Source organism: Intrasporangium sp., from assembly GCF_035688975.1.
GTDB lineage: Bacteria > Actinomycetota > Actinomycetes > Actinomycetales > Dermatophilaceae > CALMNV01.
The window spans coordinates 16,582-40,167 of the sequence record NZ_DASSMH010000143.1 but is presented as its reverse complement, the minus strand read 5'-3'; the positions used below and the strand labels follow the sequence as shown (position 1 = coordinate 40,167).

18 protein-coding genes are annotated in these 23,586 nt (G+C 72.7%); 7 read left to right on the top strand and 11 right to left on the bottom strand.

Annotation, left to right across the window (positions count from 1 at the left end; genetic code table 11):
- Positions 1-46: 46 nt before the first annotated feature.
- From VFJ94_RS15075 to aqpZ, 3 genes are all read right to left on the bottom strand, one after another.
- Positions 47-877 (bottom strand): hypothetical protein, encoded by an 831-nt coding sequence (locus tag VFJ94_RS15075; protein ID WP_325005044.1) that lies wholly within the window; start codon positions 875-877, stop codon positions 47-49.
- A complete protein-coding gene (locus VFJ94_RS15070) occupies positions 874-1,566 on the bottom strand; it encodes a SatD family protein (RefSeq protein ID WP_325005043.1) in 693 nt (230 codons plus the stop codon). The genes VFJ94_RS15075 and VFJ94_RS15070 overlap by 4 nt, the downstream gene beginning before the upstream one ends.
- A gap of 74 nt (positions 1,567-1,640) precedes the next feature.
- The gene (gene aqpZ, locus VFJ94_RS15065) at positions 1,641-2,453 is read right to left on the bottom strand and encodes an aquaporin Z (protein ID WP_325005042.1); all 813 of its coding nucleotides are present in this window, start codon (positions 2,451-2,453) and stop codon (positions 1,641-1,643) included.
- A gap of 169 nt (positions 2,454-2,622) precedes the next feature.
- Here aqpZ and VFJ94_RS15060 point away from each other — a divergent pair, with 169 nt between their 5' ends.
- Positions 2,623-3,846, top strand: a complete 1,224-nt coding sequence (locus VFJ94_RS15060) for an NADP-dependent isocitrate dehydrogenase (RefSeq protein WP_325005041.1) — start codon at positions 2,623-2,625, stop codon at positions 3,844-3,846.
- Positions 3,847-3,930: 84 nt separating this feature from the next.
- Here VFJ94_RS15060 and VFJ94_RS15055 read toward each other — a convergent pair whose 3' ends face one another.
- From VFJ94_RS15055 to VFJ94_RS15035, 5 genes are all read right to left on the bottom strand, one after another.
- Positions 3,931-5,736: a glycosyltransferase family 4 protein gene (locus VFJ94_RS15055; RefSeq protein ID WP_325005040.1), complete on the bottom strand. Its 1,806-nt coding sequence runs from the start codon at positions 5,734-5,736 to the stop codon at positions 3,931-3,933.
- Complete coding sequence (locus VFJ94_RS15050) at positions 5,729-6,988, bottom strand: glycosyltransferase family 4 protein (protein ID WP_325005039.1); 1,260 nt, start codon at positions 6,986-6,988, stop codon at positions 5,729-5,731. Before VFJ94_RS15050 ends, VFJ94_RS15055 begins: the two co-directional genes overlap by 8 nt.
- The gene (locus tag VFJ94_RS15045) at positions 6,985-8,016 is read right to left on the bottom strand and encodes a hypothetical protein (RefSeq protein WP_325005038.1); all 1,032 of its coding nucleotides are present in this window, start codon (positions 8,014-8,016) and stop codon (positions 6,985-6,987) included. Before VFJ94_RS15045 ends, VFJ94_RS15050 begins: the two co-directional genes overlap by 4 nt.
- Positions 8,013-10,013 carry a polysaccharide biosynthesis protein gene (locus VFJ94_RS15040; protein ID WP_325005037.1) on the bottom strand — a complete coding sequence of 667 codons (2,001 nt, stop codon included), beginning with the start codon at positions 10,011-10,013 and terminating at the stop codon, positions 8,013-8,015. The genes VFJ94_RS15045 and VFJ94_RS15040 overlap by 4 nt, the downstream gene beginning before the upstream one ends.
- Before the next feature lie 106 nt (positions 10,014-10,119).
- Positions 10,120-11,178 carry an LCP family protein gene (locus VFJ94_RS15035; protein WP_325005036.1) on the bottom strand — a complete coding sequence of 353 codons (1,059 nt, stop codon included), beginning with the start codon at positions 11,176-11,178 and terminating at the stop codon, positions 10,120-10,122.
- A gap of 182 nt (positions 11,179-11,360) precedes the next feature.
- On the opposite strand from VFJ94_RS15035, the gene VFJ94_RS15030 reads away from it, so the two are divergent.
- The 6 genes from VFJ94_RS15030 to fahA all read left to right on the top strand — a co-directional run bounded on the left by VFJ94_RS15030 (position 11,361) and on the right by fahA (position 19,717).
- Positions 11,361-14,357: a hypothetical protein gene (locus VFJ94_RS15030; protein WP_325005035.1), complete on the top strand. Its 2,997-nt coding sequence runs from the start codon at positions 11,361-11,363 to the stop codon at positions 14,355-14,357.
- A gap of 225 nt (positions 14,358-14,582) precedes the next feature.
- A complete protein-coding gene (gene trpS / locus VFJ94_RS15025) occupies positions 14,583-15,599 on the top strand; it encodes a tryptophan--tRNA ligase (RefSeq protein WP_325005034.1) in 1,017 nt (338 codons plus the stop codon).
- Entirely contained in the window at positions 15,599-16,174 is a 576-nt protein-coding gene (locus tag VFJ94_RS15020; RefSeq protein ID WP_325005052.1) for a 2'-5' RNA ligase family protein, read from the top strand. The genes trpS and VFJ94_RS15020 overlap by 1 nt, the downstream gene beginning before the upstream one ends.
- Before the next feature lies 1 nt (position 16,175).
- Positions 16,176-17,255, top strand: a complete 1,080-nt coding sequence (locus VFJ94_RS15015; protein WP_325005033.1) for a YihY/virulence factor BrkB family protein — start codon at positions 16,176-16,178, stop codon at positions 17,253-17,255.
- 81 nt (positions 17,256-17,336) lie between these two features.
- Positions 17,337-18,545 carry a homogentisate 1,2-dioxygenase gene (locus VFJ94_RS15010; RefSeq protein ID WP_325005032.1) on the top strand — a complete coding sequence of 403 codons (1,209 nt, stop codon included), beginning with the start codon at positions 17,337-17,339 and terminating at the stop codon, positions 18,543-18,545.
- The gene (gene fahA / locus VFJ94_RS15005) at positions 18,542-19,717 is read left to right on the top strand and encodes a fumarylacetoacetase (RefSeq protein WP_325005031.1); all 1,176 of its coding nucleotides are present in this window, start codon (positions 18,542-18,544) and stop codon (positions 19,715-19,717) included. Before VFJ94_RS15010 ends, fahA begins: the two co-directional genes overlap by 4 nt.
- 181 nt (positions 19,718-19,898) lie before the next feature.
- On the opposite strand, the gene VFJ94_RS15000 is transcribed toward fahA, so the two are convergent.
- Genes VFJ94_RS15000 through VFJ94_RS14990 form a run of 3 tightly spaced genes read right to left on the bottom strand, consistent with a single transcriptional unit; the run spans position 19,899 to position 23,417 of the window.
- Positions 19,899-20,642: a succinate dehydrogenase/fumarate reductase iron-sulfur subunit gene (locus VFJ94_RS15000; RefSeq protein ID WP_325005030.1), complete on the bottom strand. Its 744-nt coding sequence runs from the start codon at positions 20,640-20,642 to the stop codon at positions 19,899-19,901.
- Positions 20,643-20,697: 55 nt separating this feature from the next.
- A complete protein-coding gene (locus tag VFJ94_RS14995) occupies positions 20,698-22,689 on the bottom strand; it encodes a fumarate reductase/succinate dehydrogenase flavoprotein subunit (protein ID WP_325005029.1) in 1,992 nt (663 codons plus the stop codon).
- A gap of 2 nt (positions 22,690-22,691) precedes the next feature.
- A complete protein-coding gene (locus tag VFJ94_RS14990) occupies positions 22,692-23,417 on the bottom strand; it encodes a succinate dehydrogenase cytochrome b subunit (protein ID WP_325005028.1) in 726 nt (241 codons plus the stop codon).
- Positions 23,418-23,586 lie beyond the last annotated feature (169 nt).

The following is a 23,586-nucleotide window of genomic DNA, read 5'->3' as shown; positions in this document are numbered from 1 at the left end:
TCGGTGGACGCCCCCGACCGTACCAGCCGCGTCTCGGGGTGCAGCGTCACCGGGCAACCGCGAGGGACACCAGGGCGATGAGCCAGCTGACGAAGCTGCCGACGAGGAAGTACTCCGTGACGTCGTCGATGCCGACCGGTCCGCCCGGTCGGCGCCCGGGTGGGCTGGCCGCGCCGATCGCGCCGATCGCGCCGGCGGCGCCGGGGGACCGGGGGTCGCCCGGCTGCCGCCCCGCCGCCTGGATCTCGGGAAAGCGCAGCAGGCCCTTGGCGGCGATGACGACGCTGGCGGCGCCGTACTCGCCGGCGAGCCCGAGCCCCAGGATGACCAGTCGCTCGAGCGGCCCGAGGAGCCGGCCTCCCTTGAGCCGGTCGGCTGCCTGGGGCCCGGCCGACGCGCGGACCGCGTCGGGCCGCATGGCCCCGACGGCGAGCAGGACGAGGCGCACGAGGACGTTGGCCGTGGCAAGGTTGAGCAGCATCAGGCCGGCGAGGAGCAGCACGCGTCCCGGAGCCACCCCCGCCGCAGCCCCGGGCAGGTCAGCCCACCGCAGCCACGCGCCGAGGGCGCCGTCCGGGCGGCTGGCGAAGCCGGAGAACCCGACGAGCAGGGCGAGCGCGCCGAGCACGACCGTGAGCGGCGCCCAGGCGGCCCGGCCGGTCGTCTGCGTGCGCCGGGACAGCTCGATCCAACCCGTGACGGTGAGGGAGCACAGGGCAAGAGCGAGCACGTCCGCCGTGGACGTCAGCTGCGTGAGCAGGGCGACGGCGACGACCGTGGCGAGACCAGCGGCGTGGCCCGACCACCTGGGGGCCGGGCCGGCGCGCACGAGGTCGGCGACGCCGAGTCCGACGAGCAGGACCGAGATCCAGGTCATGCCAGGGTCCCCAGCCGCTCCATGACCTCCAGGGCGGCGCCGATGCCGTCGCGGCGCACCCGCTGCGAGACCGCGGACGGGGAGACACCCTCCGCGAGGGCCACGTCGTGCTGCGTGGCGCCGTCGAGCAGGCCCCGAAGGATGCGACGGGAACGCTCGCTCATGGCGCCGACGAGGTGGTCGAGGGCCAGCAGCGCCGCGTTGACGGCGGTGCCGAAGCCCGCGTCGTCCCCGTCCTCAGCCGTGCCGTCGTGGCCCGTGCCGTCGTGGTTGGAAGTGCAGCGGTATGCCGTCCTCGCCCGGTGCAGGGCAGCCCGGTCCGCCTGCTCCTTGGCCTGCTCGATGGCGGCGCGGGCGCACCAGAAGGCGGAGCCGTCGAAGATGCCGCGCGCCCGGTCGAGCACCTGCACCCGTCCGCGGCCGAGCCCGAAGCGCACGTCGGCGTCCGCGAAGAGCCCGGCCCGGACGAGGAAGCTCGCCCGCAGGCCGTCCCCGAGCGAGGCGTAGACGCCCTGGAACTCGTCGCCCACCGTGATGACGGCCGGCTCCAGCGCGCGGACGGTCTCGTTGACGCCCCGCAGGACCGCGCTCAGCCGGTCGTGCAGGGCCTGGCGGTCGAGGGTCGAGCGAGACCCCACGACATCGCCGATGAGCACGACGCGTGAAGCCAAGTCCTTCAGGTGCGGCATATGAAGATCATAGCTTCAGAGAGCATGGGTGAAGCCGTCGGCTTACGTTCCCCCCCGGCCGCACTGCCGGCCGCTCAACTCGCAACCGGGCGGCCCGTGACGTCGCGGGCGGCGTTCGCCAGGTTGGTGGTGGAGCCCTCGACGTCCTCGTCGCGCCGGTCGTCGCCCGTGATCCACGCGTACGTCGCACCGGCGATGGCGCCCCCAACCACCGGCGCCACCCAGAAGACCCACAGCTGGCCGGGTGCGCCGTCGCCGTTGAAGAACGCGACGGCGCTCGAGCGCGCCGGGTTGACCGCGCCGTTGCTGAACGGGATGGCGAGCACGTAGGCCGCGAGCAGGGCGAACCCGATGGCCAGGGGGGCGAAGCCCTGGGGCGCGTCGTCCTTGGTCGCGCCGAGCACGACATAGACGAAGAAGGCCGTGACGAGCGCCTCGAGGGCGAAGACGGCGCCGAGACCGAAGCCGCCCGGCGAGTGGGCCCCGAAGCCGTTCGCCGCGAGGTTCCCGGTCGTGGCCAGGCCCTTGGAGGACAGCAGGCCGGCCAGGGCACCGCCCGCGAGGAGCCCTCCGGCGAGCTGCGCCGCGACGTATGCCGGCACGTGCCGCCAGTCGAAGCGCTTGGCGACGGCGAGCCCGACGGTCACCGCGGGGTTGAAGTGCGCCCCCGAGACGTGGCCCACGGCATACGCCAGGGTCGTGACCGCGAGCCCGAAGGTGACCGCCACGCCGAGGTGCCCGACGCCGACCTGCACCGGGGCCTGGTCCGCGAGCTCACGCGTCAGGAACCGGCTGTCGAAGACAGCGGAGCCGCAGCCGAGGAGCACGAGCCAGAAGGTGCCGAGCGCCTCGGCCCCGAGGCGGGAGCGCAGCTTGGGGATGTACATGGGTCTCCTTGAGCGCTGCCCGGGCTGGCGCGCAGGCGGTCGGTCGGGATGCCTTGCAGCGTAGTGGACCCACGGGCGGCGCTCGCCGATGCAGGTATCTTGATGTCAAGGTATTCTGGCCCGGACCGCTCCGCCCGCCGACGCGCCCCAGAGCCAGAGGAGTCTCTTCATGAGCAAGATCAAGGTCAAGAACCCGATCGTCGAACTCGACGGCGACGAGATGACGCGCATCATCTGGCAGTTCATCAAGGACCGCCTCATCCACCCCTACCTCGACGTCGACCTCAAGTACTTCGACCTCGGCATCGAGAAGCGCGACGAGACCAACGACCAGATCACCGTCGAGGCGGCCAACGCCATCAAGGAGCACGGCGTCGGCGTCAAGTGCGCGACCATCACCCCCGACGAGGCCCGCGTCGAGGAGTTCGGCCTCAAGGAGATGTGGAGGAGCCCGAACGGCACCATCCGCAACATCCTCGGCGGCGTCATCTTCCGCGAGCCGATCATCATCAGCAACATCCCCCGCCTCGTGCCCGGCTGGACGAAGCCGATCATCATCGGCCGCCATGCCCACGGCGACCAGTACAAGGCGCAGAACTTCAAGGTGCCCGGCGCCGGCACGGTGACGATCACCTACACGCCCGCGGACGGCGGCGCCCCGGAGGTGCACGAGGTCGCCACCTACGGCGACGACGGCGGAGTCGCCATGGGGATGTTCAACTTCAACAACTCGATCCGCGACTTCGCCCGGGCCAGCTTCAACTACGCGCTGGACCGCAACGTCCCGTGCTACCTGTCGACGAAGAACACCATCCTCAAGGCCTACGACGGCCAGTTCAAGGACCTCTTCCAGGAGGTCTTCGACGCCGAGTTCAAGGACCGCTTCGAGGCGGCCGGGCTCACCTACGAGCACCGGCTCATCGACGACATGGTCGCCGCCGCGATGAAGTGGGAGGGCGGCTACGTCTGGGCGTGCAAGAACTACGACGGCGACGTGCAGTCCGACACCGTGGCTCAGGGCTTCGGCTCGCTCGGCCTCATGACGTCGGTCCTCATGACGCCCGACGGCAAGACGGTGGAGGCCGAGGCCGCGCACGGCACCGTGACGCGCCACTACCGCCAGCACCAGCAGGGCCGGCCGACCTCGACGAACCCCATCGCCTCGATCTTCGCGTGGACGCGCGGCCTGCACTACCGCGGCAAGATGGACGACACCCCCGAGGTGACGCGGTTCGCGGAGACCCTCGAGCGCGTCTGCGTCGAGACGGTGGAGCAGGGCAAGATGACCAAGGACCTCGCGCTGCTCATCGGCCCGGACCAGGGCTACCTGACGACGGAGGAGTTCCTCGCCGCCATCGACGAGAACCTGCAGCAGGCGATGGCCACCGCCTGAGGGACCGTATGCCGCCGAGCGCGGTGTCGGCGCGCCCCGGGACGGGCTCGGTCCCGGGGCGCGCGCCTGACGGCCGCACCGCGTTCAGCGGCGCGCGGTCAGCGCGTCGTAGATCGTGCGGTATCGCGCCGCCATGGCGTCCCAGGTACGGGTCGCGGCGAAGTCGACGCCGCCGCGGCCCAGCTCGTCGCGCAGGGCCGGGTCCTCGAGCAGCAGCTGCACCGTGTCGGCCAGCGCGACCGGGTCCTCCGGTGGGAAGAGCAGGCCGCTCCGCGGCGCGGCCACGATCTCGGCCAGCGCCGGCAGGTCGCTCGCCACGACCGGGCGGCCACACGCCATCGCCTCGATGGGCTTGAGCGGGGTGACGGTGCGGCACACTTCGAGGTCGCGCCGGGGCACGGCGAAGACGTCGAGCGCGCGGTGCCACCGCGGCGCCTCGGTGCGGGGCACCCGCCCCGGGAGGACGGCGGCGCCACCCAGGCCGAGCAGGTCGGCGCGGCGCACCAGCTCGGGACGCGCGACGCCGTCGCCGACGATGGCGCAGCGCACGTCGAGGCCGCGACGGCGCAGCACGGCGACCGCATCGAGGAGCACGTCGAGGCCCTCGTAGCCGACGAGGGAGGACACGCTGCCGACCCAGAAGCCCCCCGGGTCGAGGGCCAGGTCCCGCCGGGCCACGGCCGGTGGGCACACGTCTCGGAGCAGGGCCGAGTCGACGGCGTTGGGCACGACGGTGATGTGGTCCGCGGGCACCCCTCGGGCCTCGAAGTCGGCCCGCAGCGCCTCGGAGAGGACGACGACGTGATCGGCAGCGAGCGCCATCTCGGTCTCCTTGGCGCGGGAGAGCAGGAAGCGCTCGCTCCTCGCGGCGGCCTGCCGCTCGGCCGCCGGGCGGGAGGCCTGCCACGTCTTCTCAAGCTGCCCGCGCACCTCGTAGACCCACGGCAGGCCGGTCTCCCCCGCGACCGCGCTCGTGACGAGTGCGTTGGGGAAGTGGGTGGTCGTGTGCAGGACGTCGGGCTGGAAGCACTCGACGACGCGAAGCAGGGCCGCCACGGCCTGCTCCAGCCGCGCCGTGGGGGTGCTCGCCAGGCGCGCGGGGAGCAGCCGGCGGTAGCGGATGCCCTCGACGACGTCGACCTCCCGGGCGAGGGGCAGGCCCACCGTCACCGGGTAGCCCAGGGTGGTCACCGCCTCGACGGCCAGACCCGAGGCCTGCTGCGCCCGCAGGATCGCGTGCGACCGCAGGGAGTAGCCCGACTGCGTGCGCGGCAGGGAGTTCGTGAGCAGGTGCAGGACCCGGAGGCTCGCCCTCGGCCTGCGGGGCGCCGGGGGACGCGGCGCGGTCGCCCGCTTGGGCGCGATCGCCCGCTCGGGGCGGGCCACGCGGTAGCCGACTGTCATCGCCGTGCGCAGGGAGGCGAGCCGGTCCCGCTGGTTGCGGTCCGCCCGGGCGCCGGCGTCGAGGGCCGCGATGGCGCCCGAGAGGTCGCCCCGGTTCCAGCGCGACCGGGCCAGCACGGGCGGGGGCGCTCCGGCCGGGGCCTCGAGGCCGAGCTGGACGGCCACCTCGGTCGTGAGGCGGGTGGCCCTCGAGCCGGTCGCGGCGAGGGCCTCGAGCGCGCGGCGGGCATCCGCGGGCCGGTCGGCAAGGAAGTCCCCGAGGGCCCGCGCCGCGGACGGCCCGCGGCCCCCGAGCCGCTGGAGGCAGCGGGACAGCGGGTGGCGCGCGCGGCCCGGGAGCCGTCGCATGACCTGGACGGCGAGGAGCGCGGGGTCGTCCTGGGCGTGCCGCGCGGCGACGCCGGCGAGCAGCCGCAGGTTTCGGGCCACCCGGAGGGCACGCCCGGCGAACCGCCGGACGGCGGCCGGCTGGCCCGGCTCAGCCACGGCCGGCCACGACCCGCTCGAGCAGCGCGAGGTAGCGGGCCCCCAGCCGCTCGTCGCAGGCGTGCTCGGCGACCCAGGCCGTGCCGCCCGGGCCCACCCGCAAGCGTGCCGGGTCCTGCGCCAGGCGCTGCCACACGAGGGCCAGGGCGGCGGGGTCCCCGGCACCGGCGACGTCGCCCCCTCCCGTCGACGTGACGAGCTCGGCCGCCTCCCCCGACAGGGAGGCGCTGACGTGGATCCCGAGGGACAGGGCCTCGTAGAGCTTGGACGGGACGGTGAGCGACAGGGCCGGCCACGGGCGCAGGGAGACGAGCACCGTGTCGGCCCAGGCGTAGTGCTCGGCGACCCTGTCGCGGGGCACCGGGTCGACGAACTCGACCGGCGCGCCCTCGGCACGGGCGAGCGTGCGCAGGGCGTCCCGCTCGGCGCCGTCCCCGACGACGCGCAGGACCACGGCGGTGCCGGCCCGCCGGGCGACGCCGGCCGCCCGCACGGCGGTGGCCAGCCCCTGGGCCCGGCCCACGGTGCCGAGGTAGAGCACCCGCAGGGTCCCGTCGGCGGGGCGCGGCCCGGCCGTCGTGGCCGCGGGGAGGGGGCGGGCGCCGTTGCGCACCACCACGACGTCATGCACCCCCCGGGTCCGCAAGGCGGAGGCGAACGACTCGGTCGTGGCCACCACCGCGGCGGAGCGCCGCTGCAGGAGTGTCGTCGCGACCGTCGTCAGGCGCACCACCGGGGGCCGCAGCCGGGATCCGGGACGGGAGCGCCCCGGCCGCCCGGCCGTCGCGTCCCAGTCCTCGGCGACGGCGAGCAGGTCCGGCCACGCGTCGCGCATCTCGGTCACGAGGGGGGCGCGCAGGCGCCGCGCCAGGACGGCGCCGGCCGCGAGAGTGGGGATGGAGGGCACGGTGGCCACGACGACGTCGGGAGGATGCCTGCGGAAGACCCGCGAGCCGGTCCGCACCATGTCGGCGGCCGCCACCGCCTGGTCGCGCGCGCGTGAGCCGACGCCCGCGGCATACGGCGAGAACGCGACCCGGTGCACCCGCTCGCCGTGGAGGCCGTCGTGGGCCCGGCCGGGTCGCATCGCCTCGGCGCCGGGCAGGAGCGCGCCGGTGGGGTAGTGAGGGGCCGGGGCCACCACGCTCACCGAGTGCCCGGCCGCGACGAAGTGGTCGACGAGGGCGCCCCAGCGCTGCTGCGGCGCCCCGACCTCCGGCTCGTAGTAGTGCGTGAGCAGCAGAATCCTCACGCCCCGACCTCGCTGCGCACCTGCGCCCAGCGCGCCTTGGTCCCGACGAGGCGTGGGAGCGAGACGTATGCCGTCGCCACAGCGAGCATGACCGCGAGCATCGCCACCCGCCAGGGCCGTGCGGCCCCGACGAGGGCGGGCAGGGCGAGGAGGCAGAGCAGGGCGGTCGTGCCCGCGAACACCGCCGCCACCGCGGTGTGCGACCAGCCGGCGTGGACGAGCCGCTGGTAGACGTGCAGCCGGTGCGGCTCGAAGATCCGGTCACCCGCGTGGATGCGGCGTGCCACCGTGACGCCGGCGTCCGTGCCGATGAGCAGGAGCGGCGCTAGCACGGCCTCCGCCCGCGCGCCGTGGAAGAGCAGGAGCACGCCGACGGCCGCCCAGCTCGCCCCGAACACATACGAGCCCACGTCACCGAGGAAGACCCGGGCGCGCGGCACGTTGAAGGGCAGGAAGCCCAAGGCGGCGCCGAGCAGCGCGGCGGCGAGGAGGAGCGCGATCCCCTCCCCCGTCCTGGCCGCGACGACGACGTACCAGGCCGAGGCCACCGCGGCGTGACCGGAGACGAGCCCGTTGGCCCCGTCCATGAAGTTGGTGAGGTTGACCAGCGCGAGTTGCGCGAGCACCAGGAGGAGCACGAGCATGGGGCTGCGGCCGGCGGCAGCGACGGCGACACTGGCGCCGGCGACGGCGAGCGCCGCCTGCGCCACCAGGCGCGGCTGGGGCCGCAGGGAGAAGAAGTCGTCGGCCAGACCCACGGCGCCGAAGGACACGATGGGCGCCCACGCGAGCAGGAGGCGGGCGAGGCCCGACCGGTCCGGCGACAGGGCGAGTCCGAGGGAGGGGGCTATGAGGACCGCCGCGACGATGCCGATCCCGCCTCCGCGGGGCACGGCAGTCGAGTGCAGCGACCGTCCGGCGGGAAGGTCGAGGACGCCGCGCCGACGCAGCTGGGGGATGAGCACCGCCACGATCACGGCGCTCACGAGGGCCCCGGCCAGCCCGGTGATGACGGCCGCCGACGTCACGACAGCCGGCTGGTGGCGCGGGCGGCCGGTGCTTCCACCACCGGGTGGTCCGGGCGGGTGGCCGGGCCTTCCACGATGGACGCGGGGCCGGCCCCGGGACTCGGAGCCGTCGCCGTCGTGCGCAGCCAGCTCTCGAGTCGTGCGCCCGTGCCGGGCAGCAACGCGTCTCGGCGCAGCTCGTCGACGACGAGCAGGAGTTTCCGGTCGAGCGTCGGCACCTGGACGCGGCTGATGAGCGGGTGGAACGGTCGCTCGTCCGGCTCGTCGCTCGCCAGCGTGGTCTCCGCGATCTTCTCCCCGGGCCGGGTCCCGGTGTAGACGATCTCGGGTGGAGGGAAGCCCTGCAGTGCCGCGAACCGCCGGGCTAGGTCCTCGATGTTGTGCGGGTGTCCCATGTCGAGGACGAGGCCCTCGCCGGTGCGCCCGTCGACGGCGGCCTGGAGGACGAGCTGGCACGCCTCGTGGATCGTCATGAAGTACCGCGTCATGTGCGGCGAGGTGATGGTCAGGGCGCGTCCGGCCGCGAGCTGGGCGGCGAAGGTGGTCAGGGCCGAGCCGCGCGAGCCGAGCACGTTGCCGAACCGCACCGAGATGTAGCTCGACTCGGGTCCGACCATGGCGCCGAAGCTGGCGGTGAGCCGCTCGGTGATGCGCTTGGTGTAGCCGAGCACGCTCTGAGGGTCGGCGGCCTTGTCGGTGCTGATGTTGACGAAGCGCTCGACCTCGGCCCGGGCACACGCGGCGAGCAGGTCGGCCGTGCCGACGACGTTGGTGAGGAACGCCTCCGCGGGGAAGCGCTCGGCGAGGGTGAGGTGCTTGATGGCGGCCGCGTGGAACACGACGTCGGGCCGCACCCGGCGCACGAGGTCGGCGGCGAAGCCCGGAGTGCGCAGGTCGCCGAGCACGAGGTCCTCGGAGTCGAGCATGCCCCTGCCGTCGACGGACAGCTGGACGGAGTGCAGGAGGCTGTCGTCCCGGTCGGTCATGACGAGGCGCGCCGGGCGGTAGTGGGCGATCTCACGGCACAGCTGGGAGCCGATGGAGCCGCCGGCGCCCGTGACGAGCACGACGCGGCCCTCGAGGTATGCCGCGATGCCGGCCGTGTCGATGTCGACCGAGCCCCGGCCGAGCAGGTCCTCGAGCAGGACCGGCCGGAACGCCTGCCGCGGCAGCTCGATGGCGGCCCCGGTGGGACCACCGCCCCGGCCGTCGGGGGCGCTCGTGCCCGCCAGCATCTCGTCGAAGGAGGGCAGCACGAGCAGCTCGGCGCCGGCGTCCTCGGCCGCGTCGACGACCCGCTGCACGGTGGTGGGCGGCGCCGACGGGATGGCGAGGAGGAGGACCTCGGCTCCTGTCTCCGCCAGCACGTCGGGCAGCGTGTCGAGCGTGCCTGCGACGCGGACCCCGGAGATGCTGAGCCGTCGCTTGCCCGGGTCGTCGTCGACGAGGGCGACCGGGTTGAGCGCTCCCGCGGCGTCCTGCAGCATCATCGCCACGGCCTGCTGGCCGCCCTGCCCGGCGCCGACGACCACCGTCGCGCGGCCCACGTGTCGCTTCCGGCGCTGGCGCGAGCGGTGGAAGCGCACTGCGGCATACCGCAGCAGCAGCCAGCCGCCGATGGAGGTGGGCGGGGTCGTGATGGCCACCGAGAGCGGGACGACGCTCGGCGCGGTGAGCGCCGAGGCGGCGCTCAGGCAGGCGGTGAGGAAGAAGCCGACGACGACGAGGCCCACGATCTCGTCGGGTGAGCCCCACCGGTAGCGACGGACGACGAGCAGGCCGTAGGTGACGAGGTAGACGCCGGACGCGAGCAGGAGCGACAGGGCGATGCCGCTGCGGTTGACGGCCGAGACCGTGAGGTCGTACCGGGCGCTCGCGAGCAGGACGAGCGTGACGACGAGGATGGTCAGGTCGAGGAGCATGAGCAGGGCGGTCGGCCAGCGACGGGCCAGCCTGCCCGGCCCGCGCTCGACGTCGGTGGCTGCTTCCCCGGTCACTGCTCCAACTCTCGGTACGGCCCTGCCAGGGCCCAGTCGATTCGCCACACGCTACCGGATTTGTGGGCAATCGCGCCCGGCCGCGTCGCGGGCCGGGACGCCGCGCTCAGCGGTAGGACGCCATCGAGTCGGTGCGCAGCGCCTCGCCGAGGGCGGTCATCTTCGCGTCGTCGACGACGTCGATGGACTGCCCGTCGGGGCTGGTGCCGAACCCGGTGAACGGGGCGGTGACGAAGGTGATGTCGCTGCCGCGCAGGTTGCGCATGGCAACCGCCTCGGACCGGATGGTGCCCACGTCGAGGTCCTGGTCGACGGTGAGGTTGCCCGTGGCCGCGTCGATGAAGTCCTTGAGGCGGATCGGGTCGGTCAGGGTGTCCTTGCTCAGGCTCTTCAGCATGAGCGCCTTGATGAAGGCCTGCTGCCGCCTGCCCCGGGAGATGTCGCCCTCGCTCAGCTGCTTGCGCTCCCGGACGAAGGCGAGCGCCATGTCGCCGTCCATGTGCATGACGCCCTTGTCGAAGCGGTAGCCGGCGCTCGTGCTCGCCTCCTCCACGTTGACGTCGACGCCCCCCACGGCATCGGTCATCCGCTTGAAGCCCTCGAAACCGACCATGGCGACGTGGTCCACCGTGACCCCCAGCATGTTCTGCATCGTCGACACGAGCAGGGGGGAGCCGCCGTAGGCGTACGCCGCGTTGAGCTTGGCCTGGCCGTGGCCGGGGATCGGCACCCAGAGGTCGCGGGGGAAGTGGATGAGCTGCACGGTGCTGCGGTCCTGCGGGACGTGCACGAGGACCATGACATCGGAGCGGGAGCCCTCGCGCCCGGGGGCGGAGTCGTTGCCGATGAGGAGGTAGTTGGTGCCGTTGGCATCCGGCTGCGGCACGACGCGGCCGGCCTTGTCGGTGGGCTGGGTGTTCGTGCTCGGCTTCAGCAGGTCCTCGCGGATGTTGCTCGTGACGATGTGGTTGAGCCACGCGAGGTAACCGCCGATCGCGAGCACGGGCACGAGGACGAGGAGCACCGCGGCGAGGAGCACCTTGCGGTTGCGCCGCCTCTCGGCGTGTGCAGGGTGGTGCCTCGGCCCCGAAGGTGTGTGGTCGCCGGTCTCGTCGCCCAGGGGGATGAGCTGGGTCTCGTCGGGCTGCTGGGAGGTGCTGTCCACCGGCCAAGTGTAGGTGCGCCGGGGGCGTGGGCGCCGAACGCGCCGCCCGGGGCGAGACGGCGCCCGCGAACCTGGTGGAGAGACGCGAGCCCATACCCCCGGGGGGCGCTTTGGCGCCAGCGAATACGCTGCGCCGATGCCAAATTGTGACATGTCCCGTTTTGTCCGGTAGGATTTGGGACATGTCCTCCCGGTATGCACTCAATGTCCGATTCCTTCCGCGGTCAACCAAGCTGACTGCCGCAGGCGCGGCGTTGGCCACGGCCGCCGGCCTCCTCGTGAGCGCTGCCTCTCCGAGCGCTGCGCTCGAGCAGATCACGTCCGGAGACACGGTCGGGGACTTCGAGACCGTCGGTCTGACCCCGCAGGGCTGGAACGTGACCGCCCCCGACCCGAACCGCGGGGTCGTCTCCACGAGCCGGGCCATCTCCGGCACCCGGTCGCTGCTCGTCGAGGACACCTCGACGACGGCACCGGTCTCCGTGTCGCGAGCCCGGTTCTACGTCACCCCGGGTACCACGTACCACGCGCAGGGCTACGCCTACAGCACCAAGGGCTTCCAGAGCCTGTCCCTGGTCTTCTACGACGCCAGCGGCGCGGTGGTGGGCCGTTCCACGACGCCGACGACCGGCGCCACCATGGTGTGGTCCCGCGTCGAGACGCACGCGGCGGCGCCCGCCACCGCGACGACGGCCTCCATCGAGGTGTCCTCGGCCTCCGCGTCGCTGTCGCAGGCGTGGTGGGACGGCGTCTACGCCATCGCGCCCGCCGTCGGCAACTCGAGCTTCGAGACCGCCCCCACGAGCACGGCCCCGGTGCCCGGCTGGACGACGGCGGTGAGCGGTGGCGCCAGCCTCGCCGTGACCACCGCGCAGGCTCGGCTCGGGACGAAGTCGCTGCAGGTTTCCGACGCCACGACCGCCGGCGCCACCAACGTCACGAGCGCCCTCACCCCCGTCTTCCCCAACGTCACGCACGACGTGCGGGCCTGGGTGCGACCCACGGCCGGCTCGCTCGCCCTGACCGTGCGCTGGTACGACCGCGACAAGAGCCTCATCAGCACGCGCAGCGTCCCGGTCGCCAAGCCCCTCAACACGTGGAGCCTCGCGAGCTTCCAGGCCACGGCGCCCAGCAACGGCGCCTTCGCCGCCGTCCAGGTCGGCACGACGATCGCCGGCACGGGGTCGGGTGCCTGGGACGTCGCCGGCATCACCCCCACGTCCGGCGCCCCGGTGCTCTCCTACGCCTCGACGGGCAACGGCGAGCCGCTCGACGCCTTCAACAACTCCAACACCTCCGGCACCACCGTCATCGGCGGCCGGGCCAAGGTCTTCACCGTCATCTCGGGCTTCCCCAGCGAGTTCCAGCTCGCTGACCTCGAGACCGGCAAGGTCGAGGTGCGGCTCCCCGCCGAGGGCATGGAGGTCGGCTGGGGCATGACCGTCGGCAGGGACGGCAGCATCTACCTCGGTGGCGGCGGCGGGCACCTCTACCGCTACGTCCCGGGCGCGAGCGCACTGACCGACCTCGGCAAGGTCACCGCGTCGGCCACCACCGTCTGGGACCTCGAGACCGGCCCGGACGGCCGCATCTGGGGCGTGTCCTACCCCAAGTCCGAGCTGTGGAACTACGACCCGGCCGCGGGCAAGGTGACCAGCCTCGGCACGGTGAGCGCCAGCCACGACTACGCCCGCAGCCTCGCCGTGGACGGCACCTACGCCTACGTCGGCCTCGGCTCGACGAACCCCACGCTGATGCGGGTCGCGCTCGCCAACCCGGCCAGCAAGACCCAGATCCCCTTCCCGACGAGCGTCACCGCGGGCAACGTGTCCGAGCTCGAGCTGCTCGGCCGCTACCTCGAGGTGCGCACGCCGAGCGGCACCACCTCGGGTGGGACGGCCGTCGCGAGCGAGCGACGCCTCTACGACACGCGCACCGGGTCGTGGGACGTCGCCGCCAACATGGCCGCCCAGACACCGTCGCCGCTCGACTCGAAGGGCAACTTCTACTACCTCAGCTACAAGCAGCTGTGGGCCGTCGACGCGGACACGGGCGTCAAGACCTCGGTGGCTGCCACGACCATGGCGGCCGGCCGTGACCGGCTCGTGGTGCACGCGACCCTGGGCGGCGTGACGGACGACTGGCTCCTCGCCTACGACCCTGCCGGGTCGGTGGCCGCCAAGGGCCTCACGACGTTCAAGGAGCTGTCCTTCGGCCTGTCCTTCCTGCCCACCAAGATGCGCATCAAGTCCCTGGACTCGGGCCCGAACGGCGCGCTCTACGCAGGTGGCTTCGGTGGCTCCAGCCTGACCGTGGTCGACCCGGCCACCGGCACCCGCAACCAGTACCCGTCGACCTCGGCCACCGCCACGAGCAACAGCCTCGGCGAGGTCGAGGGCACCACGGCCAACGGCCGGTTCCAGTACATCGGCACCTACACCGACGGCAAGGTGTTCCGCTACGACACCACCCAGCCCTGGGTCGACGGCACCAACCCCAAGCTCATCAGCGTCCTCGGCCCCACCTACAAGCAGGACCGCCCCCTCGCCTGGGCGTCGGCCGGTACGCGGACGTTCTTCGGCACGATCCCGAAGTACGGCGTCCTGGGCGGTGCGCTCGGCATCATCGACAACGAGACGGCGACGCCGCGGATCGTCTCCGAGCCGGTCACGGACCAGAGCGTCGTGAGCCTCGCGGCCTCCGGCAACGTGGTCTACGGCGGGACGTCCCGCTGGGGTGGCCTCGGCATCAACCCGACGCAGCCCTCGGCCAAGCTCTTCGCCTACGACGCGTCGACGAACCGCAAGCTGTGGGAGGTCGCCCCGCAGGCCGGGGTCGAGGCCTTCGGCGCGGTGGCGATGGGCCCCACCGGCACCCTGTGGGCGGCGAGCGGCCCGCTGCTCTTCGAGCTCGACCCCCGCAACGGGCAGGTGCTGCGCAAGGTCATGGTCTACCCGGCACCCCCGACCACCGGGGCGGTGTACCGCAACGCGGACATCGTCTTCGCCGGCGGCCTGATCTACCTGGCGGCCATGGACAAGGTCTACGCCGTGGACCCCAGCACCCTGCGGGTCACCGCGGCCGTGCCGAGCGGCGTGAGCACGCCCCGCCTGGCCGTGTCGGGCAGCCGCATCTACTACGCCGCCGGGACCCAGCTGCGCTCCATCGCCTGGCAGTGACCCCCAGCTGACCCCCCAGTTGTCTGCGAGGCGGGACGTCGTTATGGCGATACCTGGCCCCGCAGACAACTGGGAGGCGGGACGTCGTTATGGCGATACCTGGCCCCGCAGATAACTGGGGGGAAGCGCGTTGGGGGGGCCCGCGGTAGCCGCCCGAGTCCAGCCGCCGCACGTCGGCCCCGACCCCGTCACGGGTCGGGGCCGACATGAGCCAGAATGCATCCCATGCCCTCGACGCCCACGCCCCGCAGCCTGTCCGGCATGCAGCCGACAAGCGACTCGCTCCACCTCGGCAACTACCTCGGGGCGCTCGTGCAGTGGGTGCGCCTCCAGGAGTCCCACGACGCCTTCTACTTCGTGGCCGACCTCCATGCGCTCACGGCGGGGCCCGACCCCGAGGTGCTGCGCGACCGGACGCGCGTGACGGCCGCGCAGTTCCTCGCCGCGGGCGTCGACCCGGAGCGATCCGTCCTCTTCGTCCAGAGCCACGTGCACCAGCACTCCGAGCTGTCCTGGGTGCTCGCCACCCTTACCGGGTTCGGCGAGGCGAACCGGATGACGCAGTTCAAGGACAAGGTGGCCAAGGGCATGGCGGCCAGCGTCGGGCTGTTCACCTACCCGATCCTCATGGCGGCCGACATCCTCATCTACGACCCTGCCGTGGTGCCCGTGGGGGAGGACCAGCGCCAGCACCTCGAGCTCTCGCGCGACCTCGCCGCCCGCTTCAACCAGCGCTTCGGCGAGACCCTCGTCGTGCCTGAGCCGCACATCGTGGGCGGGACGGCCAAGATCCAGGACCTGCAGGAGCCGACCGCCAAGATGAGCAAGTCGCTCTCGAGCGACGCGGGGCTCATCTCCGTCCTCGAGGAGCCTGCGCGGGTGGCGAAGAAGATCCGCTCCGCGGTCACCGACACCGGGCGCGAGGTCCGCTACGACCCTGACGCCAAGCCCGGCGTGTCGAACCTGCTCGTGATCCATTCGGCGTTGTCCGGCACCCCGGTGCCCGAGCTCGAGGAGGTCTTCGCGGGCCGGGGCTATGGCGACCTCAAGCAGGAGGTGGCCGACGTCGTCGTCACGGCCCTCACGCCCTTCCGCGAGCGCACGCTGGAGCTCATGGGCGACCCGGCGCAGCTGGACAAGATTCTCGCCGACGGTGCTGAGCGGGCCCGGGAGGTCGCCGAGGCGACGGTGCGCCGGGTGTACGACACGGTGGGCCTGCTCCCCAGCGCGAGCCGGGCGTGATGTCGAGGGACGTCGACGCGATCGGGGATCGCGAGCCCGAGCCCCCCGGGGTGCCGTCACCGACGACGATCGGCATCTCGATCGCCGTCCCGGAGCCCGACGGGACGTACCTGCAGCAACGGCGGGCCGACTTCGGCGACCATGCGGCGTGGCGCATCCCCGCCCACATCACGCTGCTGCCGCCGACCGCCGTCGACGCCGAGACGTATGCCGCGATGCGCGAGCACTGCGCCAAGGTGGCCGCCACGCACTCGCCCTTCGAGGTGGTGCTGCGCGGCACCGGCACGTTCCGCCCAGTCTCCGACGTGGTCTTCATCCAGGTCGCCAAGGGGGTGTCGGCGTGCGAGCGGCTCGAGATCGCCCTGCGGTCGGGTCCCGTCCTGCGGGAGCTGGCCTTCTACTACCACCCGCACGTCACCGTGGCCCACGACGCGTCGGCGCAGGCCCTTGACCGCGCGTTCGACGAGCTGTCCGGCTACTCGGCCGACTTCACCGTCGACTCCTTCCACCTCTACGAGCTCGGCGCCGACGACGTCTGGCGACCCGCCGAGGAGTTCGCCCTCGGGGGCGGCTGACGTGTCGGCGCTGCGCGCCCTCTGGGAGCGGCTCCAGGGCACCCACGTCCTGCGGGCCTGGCGGCGGTACGGCCGCGCCAACGGGGACCTGCTCGCCGGCGGCGTCGGCTACTTCGCCTTCTTCTCGATCTTCCCCGCGCTCGCCCTCGGCTTCACGGTCTTCGGTGCGGTGCTCGGCGGACGGCCGGACCTGCTGGAGGCCATCGGCAACGCGGTCGACGACTCGCTGCCCGGCATGGTCCGCACGGCCCGGCACCCCGACGGCCTGCTCGGTCTGTCGGCTCCGGCCACGTCGACGCTGACCATCACCGGCATCGTGTCCGTCGTCACGCTGCTCTACGCCGGGTCCGGGTGGATCGGGGCCCTGCGCACGGGTATCCGCGCCGTCTTCGGGCTCGAGAGCGGCCTGGGCAACCCGGTCGTGACCAAGTTGCGCGACCTCGGCGTCCTCGCCAGCCTGGGTCTCGGCGTGGCCCTGTCCGCCGTTCTCACCAGCTCCGTCGGCGGGCTGGCCGGCTGGCTCGCCGGCCTGGTCGGGCTGCCCGGGGGCGGCCTGCTCGTCAGCGCGGTCGGGCTGCTCGTCGGCTTCCTCGTCGACACCCTGCTCATGGTCGTGCTGCTGCGGGTGCTCTCCGGCGTGCCGCTGCCCTGGGTCGACGTGCGAAACGGCGCCGTCCTCGGCGCGGCGGCCCTGACCCTGCTGAAGTTCTTCGGCGGCCAGCTCATCGCGCGCGCCACGAGCAACCCGCTTCTCGGCGCCGTCGCGGTCGCCGTCGGGCTGCTCTTCTGGCTCAACCTCATGGCCCGCGTCGTCCTCTTCTGCGCCGCGTGGGCGGCCAACGACGTCGACCGCGTTGCCGGGGTGGGGGAGGCCGGGGCGCCGGCTCCGGCGACGGTGCCGGCTCCGGCGCACTCCGGGGCGGACCCGGCCGGGGCGGCCCCGCCGGGCGCGGCCCCGCACACCGGTGAGGTGCGGCGGGCGGACCGGCTCGCGCTCGCGACCGGGGCGCTGCTCGGCGCGGCACTCGCCGCCGCCGTGGGCGGCATACGGCGCACCCGGAACCCAGCACGCCACGGGTGACGGCGGGTCGTGCGATAGTTCGGGAGACGGGCGGTGATCGCCTGTCGGGCGACGTCGCCCGCATCCCTCGGAGGTGCGCACATGGCCTACTACCGCAGCGTCGGCACCGTCCCTCCCAAGCGCCACGTCCAGCACCGCGCGCCGGACGGCACGCTCTACGCCGAGGAGCTCATGGGGGAGGAGGGGTTCTCCTCCGACTCCTCCTTGCTCTACCACAGGCACGTCCCGTCGGCGATCGTGGCGAGCGAGCCGTGGCAGCCGGGTGACCACCGCACCGTCCCCAACCACCCGCTGCGGCCGCGCCACCTGCGCCTGCACGAGCTCTTCGCGCCGGAGAGCTGGCCGGGCACCGACCTCGTGACCGGCCGGCGCCTGCTCCTCGCCAACCCGGACGTGCGCATCCAGTACGTCGTGGGATCGAAGGAGTCGCCGCTCTACCGCTCGGGCATCGGGGACGAGCTCGTCTACGTCGAGTCCGGCGAGGTCCGCGTCGAGACGGTCTTCGGGGTCATCGAGGCGGTGGCCGGCGACTACGTCAACATCCCCCGGGCGACGACGCACCGGTTCCTGCCGCGCGGGGCCGAGCCGGTCCGGGCCTACGTCATCGAGTCCGCGAGCCACCTCACCCCGCCGCACCGCTACCTCTCGCGGTGGGGGCAGCTGCTCGAGCACGCACCCTACTGCGAGCGGGACCTGCACGGGCCCAGCGAGACCTTCCAGCTGGAGGGGGAGGACGTCGAGGTCTACGTCAAGCACACGGGCGCGGGGGGCGTCGTCGGCACGCGGCTGACGATGCCGCACCACCCGTTCGACGTCGTCGGCTGGGACGGCTGCCTCTACCCGTGGAAGCTGTCGATCCACGACTACGAGCCGATCACCGGCCGGATCCACCAGCCCCCGCCGAGCCATCAGGTCTTCGAGGGGCACGGGTTCGTGGTCTGCAACTTCGTGCCGCGCAAGGTCGACTACCACCCGCTGGCGATCCCGGTGCCCTACTACCACGCCAATGTCGACTCCGACGAGATCATGTTCTACGTCGCCGGGGACTACGAGGCCCGCAAGGGCTCGGGCATCGGTCGCGGCTCCGTGTCGGTCCACCCCGGCGGGCACACCCACGGACCGCAGCCCGGAGCGGTCGAGCGCTCGCTGGGCGCCACGTTCTTCGACGAGCTGGCGGTCATGGTCGACACCTTCCGACCGCTCGAGCTCGGCGAGGGCGCCACGGCCTGCGAGGACCCCGACTACGCGTGGTCGTGGGCGGGCCGGCAGCTGGGGCCGACGCAGCCGTGACGCCGGTCCCCGTCCCGGCGGGCTCGCCCTACGGCCGGGACAACCTGCCCTACGGCGTCTTCTCGGCGCCCGGCCGCGAGCCGCGGGTCGGCGTGCGGGTCGGTGACTCGGTCCTCGACCTCGCGGCGGCGCTCGGCGACGACCGCTTCGCGCAGCCGTCGCTGGGCGGCCTCCTCGCGCGGGGACGGGCGGCCTGGGCCGAGACGCGCCGCCGGGTCCGCGCCGTCGTCGACGGCGATCCGCCCGCGTATGCCGTGCTGCCCCTCGACGCGGTGCGGCTGCACCTGCCGTTCGCGGTGGGCGACTACGTCGACTTCTACTGCTCCGAGCACCACGCGACAATCCTCGGCCGGATCCTGCGCCCGGGGCAGGAGCCACTTCCCCCCAACTGGAAGCACCTGCCCGTCGGCTACCACGGGCGGTCCGGCACCGTCGTGGTGAGCGGCACCGACGTCCGCCGGCCCTGCGGGCAGCGCCGGGGGGACGACGGGCCGGTGTTCGGGCCGTCGACGCGGCTCGATCTCGAGGCCGAGCTCGGCTTCGTCGTCGGCACCGGCTCGCCACTCGGCTCCCGGGTGCGCACCGGGGACTTCGACGACCACGTGTTCGGGGTCGTCCTGCTCAACGACTGGTCGGCGCGGGACATCCAGGCGTGGGAGTACGTCCCGCTCGGCCCGCACCTCGGCAAGAGCTTCGCCACGTCCGTCTCGGCATGGGTCGTGCCCATGGCCGCCCTCGCCGAGGCCCGCGTGCCGACCCCACCGCAGGACGAGCAGCTGCCCTACCTGGCCATGGACGAGCCCTGGGGCCTCGACGTGGAGCTGCGCGTGGTGTGGAACGGCGAGGAGGTGAGCCGCCCGCCCTACCGGGAGACGTACTGGTCACCCGCCCAGATGCTCGCGCACCTCACGGTGGCGGGCGCCTCGACGAGACCCGGCGACCTCTTCGCCTCAGGGACGGTCTCCGGGCCCGGCACGCGAGAGCGCGGCTCCCTGATCGAGCTGACCTGGGACGGCGCGCAGCCCGTGCAGGTGGCCGGGGAGTGGCGCACCTTCCTCGAGGACGGAGACGAGGTCGTCCTCACCGCCACTGCCCCGGGGCCGCGGGGCTCGCGGATCGGCTTCGGCGAGTGCCGCGGCCGCATCCTGCCGGCCCTGCCCCTGGAGCCGTGACCGGGCGAGCACCGGGCACAGCTGGTGTCGTCGAAGACTGCCGCTGACAGCGAAACCTGCCCCGGGTGGTGGAGTGTCAGCCACGTCGGCACTTTTCGCCTACCGGGGCACCTTTCACGCACGGCCTGCCCGCCACACCGCGGCCGAGGCGGGTCAGGAGGTCGCGGTCAGGAGGTCGCGGTCAGGAGCTCGTGCGCAGCGCGTGCCGCAGGTCCTGGTTGAGCTGGGAGATGACGTCCTGCGGGATCTCCTTGGGGCAGGCGAGCGAGCACGCGCCGACGTTGGTGCAGCCACCGAAGCCCTCGTGGTCGTGCTGGCTGACCATCTTCACGACGCGGGCGCTGCGCTCCGGCTGGCCCTGCGGCAGCTCGCCGAGGTGCGTGATCTTGGCTCCGAGGAAGAGCATGCCCGACGCGTTGGGGCACGCCGCGACGCACGCGCCGCACTGGATGCACGCCGCGGCCATGAAGGCCCGGTCCGCGTCCGGCTTGGGCACGGGCACCGAGTGCGCCTCGGGCGCCGAACCGGTGTTGACGCTGACGTAGCCGCCCGCCTGGATGATCCGGTCGAAGGCCGACCGGTCGACGACGAGGTCCTTGATCACCGGGAACGCGTCCGCACGCCACGGCTCGACGGTGATCTCGTCGCCGTCGGCGAAGGAGCGCATGTGCAGCTGGCACGTCGTCGTGACCTCGGGGCCGTGCGCCTGGCCGGAGATCATCAGGCCGCAGGACCCGCAGATGCCCTCCCGGCAGTCGGAGTCGAAGGCGATGGGCTCCTCGCCCCTGGCGTTGAGCTGCTCGTTGAGCACGTCGAGCATCTCGAGGAAGGACATGTCGGGCGAGATGTCCTGCACGGCATACGTCGCCATCGCGCCCTTGGCCGTCGCGCTCGGCTGACGCCAGATCTTGAGGGTGAGGTTCATCGGGGCCCCCGCACAGTGCCGGAGTGAGGAACGAACGTAGGACTTGGTGGGGTGCTCACTTGTAGCTCCGTTGCTTCAGCTCGACGAACTCATAGACGAGGTCTTCCTTGTGCAGCACCGGCGCGCCGTCGTCGCCGCCGAACTCCCAGGCCGCGACGTAGGCGAACTCGTCGTCGTGCCGCAGCGCCTCGCCGTCCTCGGTCTGGCTCTCGGCCCGGAAGTGCCCGCCGCACGACTCGCGCCGGTGCAGCGCGTCGATGCACATGAGCTCACCGAGCTCGAGGAAGTCGGCCACGCGACCGGCCTTCTCCAGCGACTGGTTCAGGGTCTGCGCCGCCCCGAGCACCTTGACGTTGGACCAGAAGTCCTTGCGCAGCTCGCGGATCATCTCGATGGCCTTGCGCAGCCCCTCCTCGGTGCGCTCCATGCCGCAGTACTCCCACATGATCTGGCCGAGCTCCTTGTGGAAGCTGTCGACGCTGCGGGTGCCCTGGACGCCGAGGAAGTGGGCGACCCGCTCCTCGACGGAGCGTCGCGCCTCGAGCACCTCCGGCGCGTCCTCGGCCACGCGGGGGTACGGCCCGCTTGCGAGGTAGTCCCGGATCGTGTTGGGCAGCACGAAGTAGCCGTCCGACAGGCCCTGCATGAGGGCGCTGGCGCCCAGCCGGTTGGCGCCGTGGTCGGAGAAGTTCGCCTCGCCGGTGACGAAGAGGCCGGGGATGCTCGACTGCAGGTCGTAGTCGACCCAGAGGCCGCCCATCGTGTAGTGCACCGCGGGGTAGATGCGCATCGGCACCTCGTAGGGGTTCTCCCCGGTGATCCGCTGGTACATGTCGAAGAGGTTGCCGTATTTCTCCTTGACCGCCGCCAGGCCCAGCCGGGAGATGGCGTCCGCGAAGTCGAGGTAGACGCCGAGGCCGCCCGGGCCGACGCCCTTGCCGGCGTCGCACTGGTACTTCGCGGCCCGGCTGGCGATGTCGCGGGGGACGAGGTTGCCGAAGCTGGGGTAGATGCGCTCGAGGTAGTAGTCGCGCTCCTGCTCCGGGATCTGGCGCGGGTCCTTCTCCCGGTCGGCCGGGTTCTTGGGCACCCAGATCCGCCCGTCGTTGCGCAGCGACTCGGACATGAGGGTGAGCTTGCTCTGGTACTCGCCGGAGACCGGGATGCACGTGGGGTGGATCTGCGTGTAGCAGGGGTTGCCGAAGAAGGCGCCCTTGCGGTGGGCCCGCCAGGTGGCCGTCGTGTTGGAGCCCATGGCGTTGGTCGAGAGGTAGAAGACGTTGCCGTAGCCGCCGCTCGCGAGGACCACCGCGTCGGCAAGGTGCGTCTCGATCGCCCCCGTGACGAGGTCGCGGGCGATGATCCCGCGGGCCCGGCCGTCGACGACGATGAGCTCGAGCATCTCGTGGCGGGTGAACTCCTGCACGGTGCCGGCCGCCACCTGGCGCTCCATGGCCTGGTAGGCGCCGATGAGCAGCTGCTGGCCCGTCTGGCCGCGGGCGTAGAAGGTGCGCGAGACCTGCACCCCGCCGAAGGAGCGGTTGTCGAGCAGGCCGCCGTACTCCCGGGCGAAGGGCACGCCCTGCGCCACGCACTGGTCGATGATGTTGGCGCTCACCTCGGCGAGGCGGTAGACGTTCGACTCGCGGGAGCGGTAGTCGCCGCCCTTGACCGTGTCGTAGAAGAGGCGGAAGACCGAGTCGCCGTCCTCCTTGTAGTTCTTGGCCGCGTTGATCCCGCCCTGGGCGGCGATGGAGTGGGCCCGACGTGGGGAGTCCTGGTAGCAGAAGGACTTGACGTTGTAGCCCGCCTCGCCGAGCGTCGCGGCGGCGGCCCCACCGGCCAGGCCGGTGCCGACGATGATGACGGACAGCTTGCGCCGGTTGGCCGGGTTGACGAGCGCGGCCTCGAACTTGCGCTTGGACCACCGGCTCTCGATGGGGCCGGTGGGCGCCTTGGTGTCCCTGACCGGGGCCCCCACGGTGTAGAGCCCCTGGACCAGGTCCGAGCGCACCTCGGGGTCGGTCGCCGTCGTGAGATCCGTCATCGTCAGCTTCCCTTCACGATTCCGAACAGGATGGCCAGGGGCGGCACGGCGAAGCCGACCGCCGTGACGAGGGCGACGGCGAGCCCTGTCGTCTTCGCCGTGGCCCGGGCGCTGCCCGTGTTGGTCCAGCCGAGCGTCTGGGCGGCGCTGTAGACGCCGTGGTAGAGGTGCATCCCGAGCGCGACGAGGGCGAGCAGGTAGATGAGCACCATCCACCACACCTGGAAGCTGGCGACGACGAGGGCCCCGGCGCTCTCGCCGATCCGCGCCGCGGGCACGGAGCCGTTGACGTTGACCTTGACGATGGTGAACTGGATGAGGTGCCAGACGAGGAAGAGCAGGATCGCCACGCCGCCCCACCGCATCATCCGGGACTTCACCGTCGCCCGTGCCGCCGCCTTGGCGACGTAGCGTGTCGTCCTCGCGCCGTTGGCGCGGGCCCACAGCGTGAAGGCCGCCCACGCGTGCGCCGCGAGGGCGACGACGAGCAGCGCCCGGAAGAGCCAGAGGAACCCGCCGAAGGGCAGGATCGGCGTGAGCAGGGTGCGCAGGTGCAGGGCGTACTCGTCGAAGCCCTGCGTCCCCCCCAGGATCTTGAGGTTCCCGTACATGTGCATGAGGACGTAGAACACGAACAACGCGCCGGACAGTGCCATGAGGATCTTCAGGAACACCGTGGTGCGGCGAGCCGAGACCTGTCCCAGCGGGGGAAGAGTGTTGGTGGCCACGGAGGACAACCTATCCCCGCCAGCAGAGTGACCCGGCTGCTACACCCCCTGCGCGGGGCGGGTGTGACAGATCGCACGACCCGGGCGGGCCGCCGGGCCCTTGCCGGTCGGCGGGCGTTCCACCCGGCCGTATGCCGCCGAGCGGCGGCGAGCGCGCCCCGCGTCAGAG